This window comes from Mesorhizobium sp. M0019 (genome assembly GCF_040323975.1).
In the GTDB taxonomy this organism is placed as follows: Bacteria; Pseudomonadota; Alphaproteobacteria; order Rhizobiales; family Rhizobiaceae; genus Mesorhizobium.
Genome location: NZ_JAMYVK010000014.1, coordinates 15,553 through 29,609 on the forward strand (window position 1 = coordinate 15,553; position 14,057 = coordinate 29,609).

Sequence of the window (14,057 nt, forward strand, 5' to 3'; positions counted from 1 at the left end):
CGGCTATCGGGGGTAAAATGGGCTGACGAAGGGCAGCTCAGGGTCAGATCGCGTCATGCGACGCTCGCAACTGATCGACTGCAAGGGTCGGAACTCGGTCGTCTTAGAGTGATTTGGGTTTTGGCGGCTAGAGCGACCCGGCATGAGGTGGTCCGGACTGTGAACGAGGGTGTCGGCAGAGCGCGTCTCATAGGGGGCTACAAGCCAGTGCCCCGCCGCCGACAAACACCGGCGGGCGGGTGCCTCGGGGACACGATGGTAGATTGCCAATGCGTTCGCGGGTGTGGCCTTAAGTCGCAAACTATTGGCTTCAGAAGCAGGGCGTCGGGCTTCATTGACGGTGCTACCAACACCATATGGTCCGTAGCCCTCCCAAACGAGAGAAGCTCGCCCCGACGGGTCGCACTGCGGCCGTCAGCCGGCAATTGCTGTGAACTAGGAAACCATCATGCCTGAAAATATCAGACTAACTTCGAGAGACGTCCCTCTCATTCAGCTAGGCCTCTATCAGTGCCGCTTCCCGGTGAGCGAAGACCCGTCAGTACCCGGCGGCTATCGTTTTTGTGCTGGGCCAACTTCGCCGGATCGCGTCTACTGCGATCACCACCACCACATTGTGACCGCCGTGGACCCTCGTCGAGCCCGTTCGGGTCTCCACCTCGCTCAACGACGCGCCGCGTAAGTCTGGCTGGCGGCGGCCTCCCGGCCAGGCGCTATGCGCTCCAATGGCTACGACCTTTCCGTCGGCTCGGTCTGGCCCATCCTCCCTTATGCCGTCTTCGCCGATGTCTCCCCCTTCGCCCGATTGAGAACGACGACTTCTCGCCGAAGCGATCGCTTCGGAATGCCGTCGTAGCCCGACCCGAAGCTCAGTGAGCTTTTGTAGAGGTCGAGGGTCCAATCCAACGTCTGGACTCCACTGGAGTGCCTGCACTCGAGAGCGATTGGCTCTCCGGCAGCCGATAAGGATCCAAATTTAAGCGCCACTTGCCGCCATTCATCGTTTGGCCAGTGAACTGTCGCTTTCGATGCACAGCGGTCGTTCCTGGCAACGCGCGCCGTTCGCGCGCTGGCGAGCAGCGACCCTCGCCTTTCTTTGCACAGGGGTGTTCTATGGCTGCCCGAGAGGCTTCGCCTCCCCCGCCTCGCATTCCGACAATCGCACAGGTTTGGCGAGTTTCGCCAGCGCCTCGGGCTTGGCGCAAGCCGGAAAGCCGGCGAGCGGCATTGTTTCAATAAACCGGCTGCGCTCTTTAGTGCTCAAGCCCACTTCATTAATCATGCTCTCGACGGTCAGGTCCGGGTACTGCTTGAGAGTTTCCCTAACCGAAGCATTCGCCTCATCCATTCGACCCAGAGCCGCAAGGGAGCTGCTAAGCACCACCCACTTCCACTTGTCGTAGTTGTTAGGCGTCATGCGCTCCAGCATCTTCAACGCGTCCTCATATCGGCCGGCCATAAAATAGGCAGGGGCGAAGAAGTTGGACGTCCACATCGGGTAGTTCGGGTCGAGCCGCATTACTTGGTCGACCATCTGAGCGCCGCGTTCGGGTTCATTGAAGCGTGCCGCAAAGCCGGTATAGAATGTCAGGATTTCGGACGAACCGGGAGCTAGACGAAGGGCCGTGTCCAGCTCAGCCTTGGCGCGGGCGTTGTCGCCCTTCTGGCTGAGGCTCATACCAAACACGGCGTGTGCCTCAGCGTCACTTGGATCGAGCCGCACCGCGCGTTCGGCCACATCGGCAGCCGCCTTGATCTCGCTCTCGGGATTGATACCGAAGCCAGCCAATATACCATGAGCATGATAAAGTTCTACCCAGGCCCGGGCCAGCCCGGGGTCCAGCTCAACGGCGCGGTTGAGAAGCGCGATGGCCTCCTCCTCATCCGCTATGGCGATCTTTTCAATCTTCTCGGTCCCGAGCAGATAATAATCATAAGCATTCAGGTTTTCAGGTCGTTTACGTTTGGCCGCGGCCCGCCCGGCCGCCTGAATCAACCCTACGCCGCCGCCCAGACGGTTGGTGACTTGCTCTGCGATCTCGGTCTGGACGGCGAAAACGTCCTCAGCAGGCCGGTCCCAACGATCCGACCAAAGATGGTTGCCGGTTTGTGCATCGATCAACTGCGCGGTGACCCGCACCCGCCCATTTTGCCGCTGGATAGAGCCTTCTAGTACGAAGCCGACATGGAGCGCACTTGCTACCTGGCGGGCATCCACCGGCTTGCCTTTGTAAACTTCCGTCGAATTCCGGGCCACGACCTCAAGTTCGGGAAACCGCGCGAGGTCGGTTATGATATCCTCAGTCAAGCCATCGGCCAAACGCCCGGTGGCCTCGTCGCCGCCATAATTATTGAAGGGCAGCACCGCGACCGATGGCTTGGCCCCCAGCGGCGCGGGCTGAAAGAACCACCAGGTCCCTCCACCCGCCAGAGCCAGCACGACGATGGCCGCTGCAGTCGTCCTGGTCCAGCGCGGCATCGCCTTGCGTAAGGTCCAACGCACCCGCTTGCCATCGAGCCTCAGTCGGTACATCCGCACGGGGCGGCTGATGTTCTTGACCTGCTGCCCGCCGGCGAAATCGAGGGGCAAATCAAGCTTGCCCTGCAGATGGTCAAAGGCCGTGCCCGATACGATCACGCCGCCCGGCTCAGCGAGTTGCTGCAACCGCGCGGCGACATTGACGCCGTCGCCATAGACATCGCCGTCAACCAGCGCAACGTCGCCCAGATTGACCCCGATGCGGAACACGATGCGCTCAGGCTCTGGCAGACCTTCATTGCGCGCGGCCGCCGCGCTTTGGATTTCCGCTGCGCAGGCGACTGCGTCGACCACGCTTTCGAAGGCGACAAGCGCGCCATCGCCCATCAACTTGACGACGCGGCCATGGTGCTGGGAGATGGCGGGGTCGAACACCTCGGAACGAACGGTTTTCAATCGCTCAATGGTTCCGGCCTCATCGGCCTCCATCGCCTTCGAGTAGCCAACCATATCGGCCGCCAGGATCGCCAGCAGCTTCCGATTGAGAGGGGGAACCGCCATATGCGCCTCTTTATGGCACAACCCTACACCCATGGAAGCGTCGGAGCCAGAACGCGCCGTTGGCCGCGCGGTGAATGACCGCTCGTCAGCCGTTCCTGACTTTCGACCGGGTGCGGATGAACGTCTTCAACGGGTCAACTTGCGTCGTCAGGGCTCTCGGCGTCAAAGGTCCGAGAGGGTTCGAAGTCGGTCGTTCAGAGTGATTGCGTTTTGACTCCAGAGCGCCGCGCGTCATTGGACGCGCAAAGGACGCTATAACACTTTGAATTTTGCATGATCCTTTCCGAACCGGAGGTCAGCGCAGCAAAACCATGCCGGTTTCCGGGGGTCATGCCCTAAGGCAGCCTGAACCGGTATTCGGTCACGTGATGATAGATCTGGCCCGGCCACAGCGTGGCTTGCGGGAAATACGGCCGGTTCGGCGCATCCGGCCAGATTTGCGGCTCCAGGCAGAAGCCTGAAAACGCCTTGTACTGGCGTCCGCCCAGTCCAGGCGAGGACGGTGCCAGATACTGGCCGGTATAGAGCTGGACGCCCGGCTCGGTCGTCCAGAGCTCCATCTCGACGCCGGAATTCGCGCCTTGCGCCCATGATGCCTGCTTCAGCGGCCCGCGCGTCGAAGCGAGGCAGAAATTCTGGTCGTAGGGGAGTTGCTCGCCCTCGGTCTCCATGCGCAGCGGCCGCGCCTGGCGAAAATCGAAGGGGGTGCCGTCGACCGGCTTGACCGTGCCTGTCGGGATCAGATCCGCGTCGACCGGCAGATAGGCGCCGGCATTCAGCATCAGCCGGTGGTCGAGAATGTCGCCGGTGCCGCCGTCATCCAGGTTGAAATAGGAATGCTGCGTGAGGTTGCAGAGCGTCGGCTCCTCGCAGGTGGCGGTCAGTTCGACGCTGAGCGTGCCGGGGATCTTGAGCCGGTAGGTGCAGGTCACGTCGAGCGCGCCGGGAAAGCCCATCATGCCGTCGGGGTCGTGCAGGGTCAGCGTGACAAAATCCCTGCCATGCAGCGAAACCGCCCAGGCACGGCGCGAAAAACCTTGCGAACCGCCATGCAGCGTGTGCTTTTCGAGGAAATTGCGCTCGGTCTGGTAGCGTTTGCCGGCAAGCGTGAAGCGGCCGTCGCGGATACGGTTGGCATAGCGCCCGACGACAGTGCCGAAGAAGGCGGTGTCCGTCTCATAGTGCTCGAAACGATCATAGCCGAGCACCAATGGCGCCTCGTGCCCGGCCAGGTGCAGATCCTGGATGATCGCACCCAGGCCGATGATGTTGGCGGTAAGGCCGCCGCCACGAATGGTGAAACGGCGGACTTCCTCGCCCGCCTGCGTCGTGCCGAAAACCTCGCCGTCCTTCATCGCCATGCCCGCAAGTTCATTGATCGATGCCAGCCTGGCCTTTTCCGAAGCGGCTCAGGGTCTTTTTCGGTATTGCCGCATGAGGCTTCTAGAGACCAAGTCCGCCGATGCAGACATATTTGGTGTCGAGATAGTCCTCGATGCCCTGATGGCCGCCTTCCTTGCCGAGGCCCGATTCCTTGACGCCGCCGAACGGCGCCTCAGGTGTGGTGATGAGCCCTTCATTGACGCCGACCATGCCGTATTTGAGTCCTTCCATGACCCGGAAGGCGCGGCCGAGATCGCCGGTGTAGAAGTAGCAGGCCAGGCCGAACTCGGTGTCGTTGGCGAGTGCCACGGCCTCTTCCTCGGTCTCGAACTTGAACACCGGCGCCACCGGGCCGAAGATTTCTTCCTTCATGAAGCGCATCTTCGGCGTCGCATTGGCGATCACCGTCGGCTGGAAGAACGAGCCGCCGAGCGCGTGGCGCTTGCCGCCGGCGACGACCTTGCCGCCCTTGGCGGTAGCGTCGGCAATCAGCTCCTCGACCTTCTCCACCGCCTTTTCGTCGATCAGCGGCCCCTGCTGGACGCCGTCTTCGAGGCCGGAACCGACCTTCAGTCCGTTGCTCGCAGCAGCCAATTTTTCGACGAACCGGTCGTAGATGCCGGCCTGCACCAGGAAGCGGTTGGTGCAGACGCAGGTCTGGCCGGAATTGCGGTACTTGGCGGTGATGGCGCCGGCGACGGCCCGCTCGATGTCGGCGTCGTCGAAGACGATGAACGGCGCATTGCCGCCGAGCTCCATCGACACTTTCTTGACGGTCACCGACGACTTCTGGATCAGGATCTTGCCGACCTCGGTCGAGCCGGTGAAGGTGATCTTCTTGACCAGCGGGTTGGCACAGATCTCGTCGCCGATCTCACCGGCAGCGCCGGTCAGGATATTGATTACGCCTTTGGGGAAGCCGACTTCCTCGGCAAGCGCGCCCCAGGCAAGGCCGGAATAAGGCGTCTGCGACGCCGGCTTGACCACGGCGGTACAGCCGGCGGCAAGCGCCGGGCCAAGCTTGCGGGCCAGCATCGAGGATGGGAAATTCCACGGCGTGATGGCGGCGACGACGCCGACCGGTTCCTTGGTCACCAGGATACGGCGGTCAGCCCAGGGCGACGGCACGACGTCGCCATAGGTGCGGCGGCCTTCCTCGGCGAACCACAATATGTAGGACGCGGCCGAGCCGATCTCGCCCTTCGATTCGAACAGCGACTTGCCCTGCTCGATGGTTAGTAGTTCGGCCAGCACGTCCTGATTGTCCATCATCGCGTCGTGCAGCTTGCGCAACAGCTTCGAGCGTTCGAGCGCGGTGGTCTTGCGCCATGTCTTGAAGGCAGCGTCGGCGGCCTCGATGGCGCGGCGGGTCTCGGCCTTGCCCGACTTCGGCACGGTGCCGATCTTGAGGCCGGTGGCAGGATTGTTGACGTCGACCGTCTGGCCTGAATCGGCCTGCACCCATTCGCCATTGATGAGATTGGCCTGCCGCATGAAATGGCTGGTTTTCTGAAGCATGATCTCGCCTCCGTTCGGCACCTGGCGGGCCGGTCGCTGATTTCGTGAATGGACGTGCGCGATAGCATCGCTAGAGCCACTGCTCTTAGCCCAGGGCAAGCCCCGCAAGCAATCACAAGATGGCATATAGGGTTTGGGCCAGCCAAAGCGAGAGCGATGCAGCCGGGTTCTTATCCAAAAACCCGGGTTCTTATCCAAAAACCCGGGCTCTTATCCAAAAACATGGACGACCACTGTCAGCCAAAACGCAGTGGTCACGACCGCACAGGCGGTGGCGATGGTCATCTGGTTCGATGCCAGCGCCTGGCCGGTGTTGAACTGCACGGCGATGAGATAGGAGTTGATGCCGGACGGCAACGCCGCAACCATGACCGCCACCTTGGCCGTCAATGGCGGCAGGCCGATCAGCCAGACCAGGCCGAGAACCAGCGCCGGCATTAGGAACAGTTTCAGCGCCGACAGCGCCAGCGCCGGCCTTACATTGCCGGAAATGCCGAAACGGCGCAGGCTGAGCCCCATGGCGAACAGCGCCACCGGGGCGGCCGTGCCTGCCAGCGCGTCGCTCAGCCGCGTCGCAAGCACCGGCAGCGGCGCACCGGTGAAGCGCCACGCCAGCCCGGCCAGTATGCCGATGATCAGCGGATTGATGAATACCCTCCTGAGAAAGCTCCTGACGACGCGGAGCGGATGCACAGGTTCGCTGCCGCCGCGGCCGAACATCTCAAAAAGGATGATCGAGGCCATCATCATCACCGGCAGGTGAATGGAGACGAGCAGTGACAGCACTTCGAACCCCGCCGGCCCGAACACGCCGATGATGAAGGGCGCGCCGAGCAGGACAACGTTGGAGTAGGACGACGATACGCCGCCGACGACGCCGGCGCGGGCGTCTCGTCCGAAGATGCGCGTAATAACCAGATGGCCGGTGGCCCAGGTGAGCGCGACCGCCGCGAAATAAGCGCCCCATAGCGACCACGGCGCCACGCCGTGGAAATCGGCCTTTACCATGGTCTGGAACAGCAAAAGCGGCATTGCCACGTTGATGGCGAATTCGGATACGCCCTCGCCGCTCGCCGGCTTCAAATAGCCGGTCAACCCGGCAAGATAGCCGAGCCCGACGAGACTGAAGACGAAGAGGACGGTTTCGGTAAGCGGAGACATTTTTCCCGTGATAGGCGAGCCCCGGCGGCGGCGCAATCGCCCTTCCCTCGCGAATGTACCGGCCAACAATCCGGCCGCTCGGATCTTGCCCGAATTTGCTCATGGTTGGATGCCAGCGCTATACAGGGTTGTCGGGGGACACGCGGCGAATGGGCCTTGTCGGAAATCAGCACTTCTTCAAGCAGGCGTGGCTGACGGCTTTCGTCGGCGCCATGCTTTGCCTCGTGGTGACCTCGGCTCATGCCGCGGAGCCGGCGAGCCTCAAGGGCGTGGCGCTGATTGTCGGCCAGTCGAAATACCAGCACATAGCGGCTCTTCCCAACCCCGCCAACGACGCCCGCGACATCGCCAAGATGCTGACCGATCTCGGCTTCGACGCGCGCAGCGTCACCGACCGCGACACGGCAAAGCTGAAGCGCGACCTCGAGCGTTTCGCCGAGGATGCAGAGGACGCCGACGTCGCCTTGATCTACTATTCCGGCCACGGCATCGAGGCCGGCGGCGAAAACTATCTGGTGCCGGTCGACGCCGACGTTTCTTCATTGAAGGACGCCGATCAGGCCCTGGTGCCGATCTCCGCCGTCATGGACGAATTGAAGACGACCGTGCCGGTAACGATCATGCTGCTCGATGCCTGCCGCACCAACCCGTTTCCGGCGGATGCGGTGCTGCGCCGGGCGCCGACGGCCTCGGCCTCGCCGATCAGCGCCGGCGGATTGGAGCCGGTGCGCGGTGCCAGGGCACTGGCAAACGCGACCGCGACGGAAAATCTGGGAACGGTGATCGGCTTTGCCGCCGAGCCGGGGCGGCCGGCACTCGATGGCATCGTCGGCGAAAACAGCCCCTACGCAGCGGCACTTCTGCGCCACCTCGCGGCGATGAAGGGCACCGAGTTCGGCTCGGTCATGCGCATGGTGACCGAGGAGGTCTATCTCGACACCAAGGCCAAGCAGCGGCCATGGGTCAATGAAAGCCTGCGCCGGCTGCTCTACTTCGGCGTAGCACCGCAGGAACCGACCGGCGACGACGGCCTGATCACCGGCGAGCGGCGGCAATTGCTGCTGACGATCGCCGAGTTGCCTGACCCCAAGCGGGCACAGGTGGAACTGGCCTCGCTGCAGGACGGCGTGCCGCTCGACGCGCTTTATGGCGTGTTGAAGGCGCTCGGCACCGAAAAGATGCCGGAGGACCCCACCGACCTGCAAAAGCTGCTCGACGCCCAGGCCGAGCGCCTGAAGAAGATGATCTCCGAGCGCGACGCGCTGCGCACCGACGACCCCGAGATCAGCCGCCTCGTCGCCTCGGCCGACAAGGCGATCGGCCAGGGCGCCATCGTCACCGCGCGCAACTTCCTCGACCAGGCGGTGGGCCGGGTCGAGCAGGCCAGCGGCGTGGTCGATCGGGCAGAGGATCTGGTCAGGCAGAAGCGTCTTGCCGACGCGGCGATCTATGCCAGGCGTGCCGACGCCTCGGCGCTGGTCTTCGACTATCTGTCGGCCGCCAACGATTACGGCAAGGCCTTCTCGCTGGTCGAGAGATGGGACGACAGGCTGCGCTGGAACTACAAGAACCAGGAGGCGGAAGCGCTCAACGCGCATGGCAGCGCCACCGGCGACAGGCAAGCGCTGCAGCGCGCCATCGACGCCTACCGCGTCATCCTGAACTTCATCCCCAATGGCGAGCAGAACCGCGACTGGGCGATCACCCGCAACAACATGGCGGTGGTGCTGCAGACCATCGGCGAGCGCGAGCGCGAAACCGACCGGCTGGAAGAGGCAGCGAAAATCTTTCGCGATTCGCTTGCCGTGTTCGAGCGCGAGAAGGACGACATCAACTGGGCCGCGGCCCAGAACAACCTGGCCAATGTGCTGTTGAAGATCGGCGAACGCGAGAGCGACCCGAAACGCCTGAACGAGGCGGTGGTGGCGATGCGCGCCACGCTGGAGAAGCGGCCGCGTGACAAAGTCCCGCTGGATTGGGCCGCCTCGCAAAGCAACCTTGGCCTTGCGCTTTACGCGCTTTCGGAGCGCGAACCGGACGGCGAGCGCCTGACCGAGGCCGAGGCCGCCTACCGGCTGGCGCTTGAAGAATACACGCGCGAAAAAGCCCCCGTTCAGTGGGCGATGGTCCAGAACAATCTCGGCAACACGCTGGTGTCTCTCGGCACGCAACGCAACGACAAGACGAAAATCACCGAGGCAGCCGCGGCGTTCCGCGCCGCGCTCGAAATCCGCACCCGCGACACCTTCCCGCTCTCCTGGGCGAGCAGCCGTCTCAATCTCGGTAACGCGCTGAGCAGTGCTGCCCGTTTCGATTTCGGCACCGGCCTGCTCGAAGAGGCGGCTGCCGCCTATGGCGATGCGCTGACCATCTTCACCCGCCAGCGCTTTCCGACGGATTGGGCTTCGGCGGAGAACAATCTCGGCTCGATCTACCAGACGCTCGGCCAGCGCACGCGCGATCCTGCCAGGCTTGAGCAATCGGCTGCTGCATACCGGGCGGCACGGCGCGTCTATACCAAAAAGGAGTTTCCGCTCGACTGGGCGATGACCCACTACAATCTCGGCAACACGCTGCAACTGCTCGGCGGCGTGACCGACAAGCCGGTGCATTACGAGGAGGCGATCGAGGCCTATCACGATGCGCTGCGCGAATACAAGCGCGAGACGACGCCGCGGCAATGGGCACTGGCGCAGGCCGGTCTAGGCTCGGCGCTGCAATGGCTAAGCATGAGCGAGGCCGATCCCCGCAAACTGGCCGCATCGATCGCCGCGCGCCGGGCGGCGCTGGAGGTACTGACCTTCGAGACCTCGCCCGTCGACTGGGCGAACGCGCAGAACGGCATCGGCATGAGCCTGATCAATCTAGGCAATCTCGAACGCACCGGCAAATATCTGGACGAAGCCGAAGCCGCCTTCGAGGCAACGCTCAAGGTCTTCACCCGCGAAAGCCAGCCGATGCAATGGGCCTTCGAGCAGAACAATCTCGGCGACGTCCACTGGAACCGCGGCAGCTATGGCGGTGGCAATGCCGAATTCCAAAAGGCGATCGAATTCTTCGAGAACGCCAAGCAGGGCTTTACCGAAGCCGGCTACACACTCCCGATCCCGCTGACCGACCGCAAGATTGATCTGGTGAAGAAGCAGATAGCGAGGAAATAGGCTTTTCGGCCGCAGGTTGCACTCGGCTTGTCTTTCAGCCGGCTTTGCCGTCCCTATATGCCGGTCACCGGGGACCTGCCTGCCGGTCACCCGAAAAGGATGTCTGATGCTTCGATTTGTGCTGGCGCTGCTGTTGCTTGCCGTTTCCGCCACAGCCCATGCGACGGAAGCCGGCTGGGCGCTGCTGCGCGACGGCGGGCATGTGGTCCTGCTTCGCCATGCCATGGTCACCGGCACCACCGATGCGGCCAATTTCGACCTCGGCAAATGCGCCACCCAGGTCAATCTCTCTGAGCGCGGCAAGCAACAGGCGCGCAAGATCGGCGCGCTGTTTGGCGCCCGCGCGGCACCGGTCGAGCGCGTGCTGTCCAGCCGCTATTGCCGCTGCCTCGAAACCGCGCGCATAGCTTTCGAAAGCGAACCGGAGCCGTTCGCACCGCTTGACCTGCTGAAGACCGACGAAAAAGAGAAGGCCGCTCAGATCGCGGCGATCCTGGCAGAGATCCGCGGCTATTCCGGCTCCGACAATCTGGTCATGGTCACGCATCTCGAAGACATCAAGGAATTGACCGGCATCTCGCCGCGCGAAGGCGAAGCCGTGGTCGTCGAGCCGCAAGGCGACGGACTGCGCGTGCTCGGCCGCGTTACCTTCTGACCGGGCCGGTCGCTCCTCGCGTCGAGCGAGATAGGTGTTGCCGAAATGCCACTGCCACGAGAAGCCGTGATTGGATTCCGATCTCATCTTGCTCTGCCTGGGCAGCAATCCCATCTGCGCCCGGCGCATCAGGCCTTTTCCTGCCCGGAAAAACCGATTAGACAGCCCAAAACACATGCGGACAGATTCCGCCCGCAATCGAAGGAAAAGCTCTTGTCCACCACGTTCGACAAAGTCGCCAAGATCATCGCCGACACCAGCGAGATCGACATCGAGACGATCACGCCCGAAAGCCACACCATCGACGATCTCGGCATAGACAGCCTCGACTTCCTCGACATCGTCTTTGCCATCGACAAGGAATTCGGCATCAAGGTGCCGTTGGAAAAGTGGACGCAGGAGGTCAATGACGGCAAGGCCTCGACCGACGACTATTTCGTCATGAAGAACCTGTGCGCCAAGATCGACGCGCTCGTCGCCGCCAAGAACGCCATCTAAGCACAGCGCTTGACGCGCCCTCACCCACAACAGCCGCCCATGAACCCCCGCGACGTCGTCATATCAGGCATCGGCCTTGTCTCGTCGTTGGGCGAGGGTCCGGATGCGCATTGGCAAAAGCTCGTCCAGCCGCGCCTTGAACCGGTTCTGGAGGCCTCGCGCTTCTCGCCCTATACGGTCCACCCGCTGCCGGAGATCGACTGGAACCTGCAGATCGCCAAGCGTGGCGACCAGCGGCAGATGGAGACCTGGCAGAGGCTCGGCACCTATGCGGCCGGCCTTGCGCTCGACGATGCCGGCATCAAGGGCAATGACGAACTCTGCGCGACCATGGACATGGTGGTGGCCGCCGGCGGCGGCGAGCGCGACGAGGCGGTCGACGCGGCCATTCTCGCGGCATCGGAAAGCCGCAATGACCGCGACGTGCTGCTCAACGAGAAGCTGACCACGGAATTGCGCCCGACGCTGTTTCTGGCACAGCTCTCCAACCTGCTCGCCGGCAACATCTCGATCGTCCACAAGGTGACGGGATCGTCGCGCACCTTCATGGGCGAGGAAGGTGCCGGCGTTGCCGCTGTCGAGACGGCGGCCGCGCGCATCCGCTCCGGCCAGTCGACGCATATATTGGTCGGCGGCGCTTTCCAGACCGAACACTCCGACATGCTGCTCGGCTATGAACTGGCCGGCTACCTGCATCGCGGTCCGTGGACGCCGGTCTGGCAAAGGCAAGGTGCCGAGGGCGGCGGCGTGGTGACCGGATCCGGCGGCGCGTTTCTCGTCCTGGAGCAGCGCGAGCACGCGGAAAGCCGTGGCCGGAAGATCTATGCGGAACTCGGCCCGATCCTGTCCGGCCGTGCCAGGCGCCGGCGGGGCGAACTCGACGGTGAGATCGCCGCGCTGCTGAAGCAAGCGGTATTGCCGGACGGCGAACTGCTGGCGATCTCCGGCGCTTCGGGCGCCCATGCCGCGACCGCCGCCGAGAAATTGGCGCTCGACGCCAATCCGGCGATCGCCGCACGCGGCTTTTCGACGCTGACCGGCCACATGAAGGAAGCGCAGTTCCCCTTTGCCGTTGCGCTGGCGGCACTGGCTGTCGACCGCAAGGCCGCCTATCCTGTCTTCGACGCCACAGTCGAAAAACCGTTTGCCGGCGTCCCGAAGACCGTCCTTGCAACGGCGATCGGCTATCACCAATTCGAGGGCATGGCGCTGATCAAAGCCGCCTAGAGCATCGGACCGAAACGTGTGGCGTGGTTTTCGGGCGATCCGACGCTCCAAGAGAAACAGGTTTTTGGACAACAAATGGCCAATCTGAACGACCATATGGGCAGGCCGATCGTCGCCGTCACCGGCATCGGCGTGGTGACCTCGCTCGGTGTCGGCAAAGCCGATAATTGGGCGGCGCTGACATCCGGCAAATCCGGCATCCATCCGATCACCCGCTTCCCGGTCGATCATCTCAACACCCGCATCTCCGGCATGGTCGATTTCCTGCCGTCGAGTTCCAAGGGCGCCAGTCTCCTCACCTATGAGCTTGCCGAAACCGCCGCCCAGGAAGCGATGTCGGAGGCAGCCCTCGATGCCGGCGATTTCGGCGGACCGCTTTTCCTCGCTTCGCCGCCGGTCGAGCTCGACTGGAGCGAGCGCTTTTCGCTCTACAATTCCGACAAGCCCAATAATTCAGACAGGCACGATTCCGGCGCCGAGAGGCTGCTGCGGGTAGCGCGCGGCCTCAGAGAACTCGACATCTTCGAGACCACCCAGTTCGGCTCGATTGCCGACCGGCTTGCCGACCGTTTCGGCACGCGCGGCCTGCCGATCACGCTGTCGACCGCCTGCGCTTCGGGCGCCACGGCGATCCAGCTCGGCGTCGAGGCGATCCGCCGCGGCGAATGCGACAGGGCGCTGTCGATCGGCGCCGACGGCTCGGCGACCGCCGAGGCGCTGATCCGCTTCTCGCTTCTGTCCGCGCTCTCCACCCATAACGACATCCCTGAAAAGGCTTCAAAACCCTTCTCCAAGGATCGCGACGGCTTCGTGCTCGCCGAAGGCTCGGGCGCCCTTGTGCTGGAATCGCTGGAGGCAGCACTTGCCCGCGGCGCCACCGTTCTCGGCATATTGCGCGGCTGCGGCGAAAAGGCCGACGACTTCCATCGCACCCGCTCCAAGCCGGACGGTTCGCCGGCGATCGCGGCGGTGCGCGCCGCTCTTGCCGATGCCGGCTTGAGCGAGGACGGGATCGATTATGTCAACGCCCATGGCACCTCGACGCCCGAAAACGACAAGATGGAGCATTTGTCGCTGTCGACGGTGTTCGGCGAGCGGATCTCGGCAATGCCGGTCTCGTCGAACAAGTCGATGATCGGCCATACCCTATCGGCAGCCGGTGCCGTCGAGGCTGCATTTTCGCTGATGACCATGCGCGAAAGCGTCATTCCGCCGACCATCAACTACGACAATCCCGACCCGGCGATCGTCCTCGACGTGGTGCCGAACACCAAGCGCAATGCCGAGGTCGGCACCGTCCTGTCGAACTCCTTCGGCTTTGGCGGCCAGAACACCTGCCTTGTCATGGCGCGGGAACCGGTCTAAGCGACCGTTCCGCTCTAGCACTGTTGTCGTGCGCATGATCCCTTCCGAA

At 63.2% G+C, this 14,057-nt stretch carries 9 protein-coding genes; 5 read left to right on the plus strand and 4 right to left on the minus strand.

Annotation, left to right across the window (positions count from 1 at the left end):
- Positions 1 to 1,111: 1,111 nt before the first annotated feature.
- From NKK47_RS12655 to NKK47_RS12670, 4 genes are all read right to left on the minus strand, one after another.
- Positions 1,112 to 3,040, minus strand: coding sequence for an adenylate/guanylate cyclase domain-containing protein (locus NKK47_RS12655; RefSeq protein WP_352577047.1), 1,929 nt, complete (start codon positions 3,038 to 3,040; stop codon positions 1,112 to 1,114).
- A 335-nt stretch (positions 3,041 to 3,375) separates the two neighbouring features.
- Entirely contained in the window at positions 3,376 to 4,401 is a 1,026-nt protein-coding gene (locus NKK47_RS12660) for an aldose epimerase family protein (RefSeq protein ID WP_023676458.1), read from the minus strand.
- An 82-nt stretch (positions 4,402 to 4,483) separates the two neighbouring features.
- Complete coding sequence (locus tag NKK47_RS12665; protein WP_352454576.1) at positions 4,484 to 5,941, minus strand: NAD-dependent succinate-semialdehyde dehydrogenase; 1,458 nt, start codon at positions 5,939 to 5,941, stop codon at positions 4,484 to 4,486.
- A gap of 210 nt (positions 5,942 to 6,151) precedes the next feature.
- Positions 6,152 to 7,102, minus strand: a complete 951-nt coding sequence (locus tag NKK47_RS12670) for an AEC family transporter (protein ID WP_352451970.1) — start codon at positions 7,100 to 7,102, stop codon at positions 6,152 to 6,154.
- 149 nt (positions 7,103 to 7,251) lie between these two features.
- Here NKK47_RS12670 and NKK47_RS12675 point away from each other — a divergent pair, with 149 nt between their 5' ends.
- From NKK47_RS12675 to NKK47_RS12695, 5 genes are all read left to right on the plus strand, one after another.
- Positions 7,252 to 10,263, plus strand: coding sequence for a caspase family protein (locus tag NKK47_RS12675; protein ID WP_352454577.1), 3,012 nt, complete (start codon positions 7,252 to 7,254; stop codon positions 10,261 to 10,263).
- 106 nt (positions 10,264 to 10,369) lie between these two features.
- Positions 10,370 to 10,918, plus strand: a complete 549-nt coding sequence (locus tag NKK47_RS12680; RefSeq protein ID WP_352454578.1) for a histidine phosphatase family protein — start codon at positions 10,370 to 10,372, stop codon at positions 10,916 to 10,918.
- A 213-nt stretch (positions 10,919 to 11,131) separates the two neighbouring features.
- Positions 11,132 to 11,416, plus strand: a complete 285-nt coding sequence (locus tag NKK47_RS12685; RefSeq protein WP_023676462.1) for an acyl carrier protein — start codon at positions 11,132 to 11,134, stop codon at positions 11,414 to 11,416.
- Positions 11,417 to 11,455: 39 nt separating this feature from the next.
- Positions 11,456 to 12,643 carry a beta-ketoacyl-ACP synthase gene (locus NKK47_RS12690; protein WP_352454579.1) on the plus strand — a complete coding sequence of 396 codons (1,188 nt, stop codon included), beginning with the start codon at positions 11,456 to 11,458 and terminating at the stop codon, positions 12,641 to 12,643.
- A gap of 75 nt (positions 12,644 to 12,718) precedes the next feature.
- Positions 12,719 to 14,008, plus strand: a complete 1,290-nt coding sequence (locus tag NKK47_RS12695; RefSeq protein ID WP_352577049.1) for a beta-ketoacyl-ACP synthase — start codon at positions 12,719 to 12,721, stop codon at positions 14,006 to 14,008.
- Positions 14,009 to 14,057 lie beyond the last annotated feature (49 nt).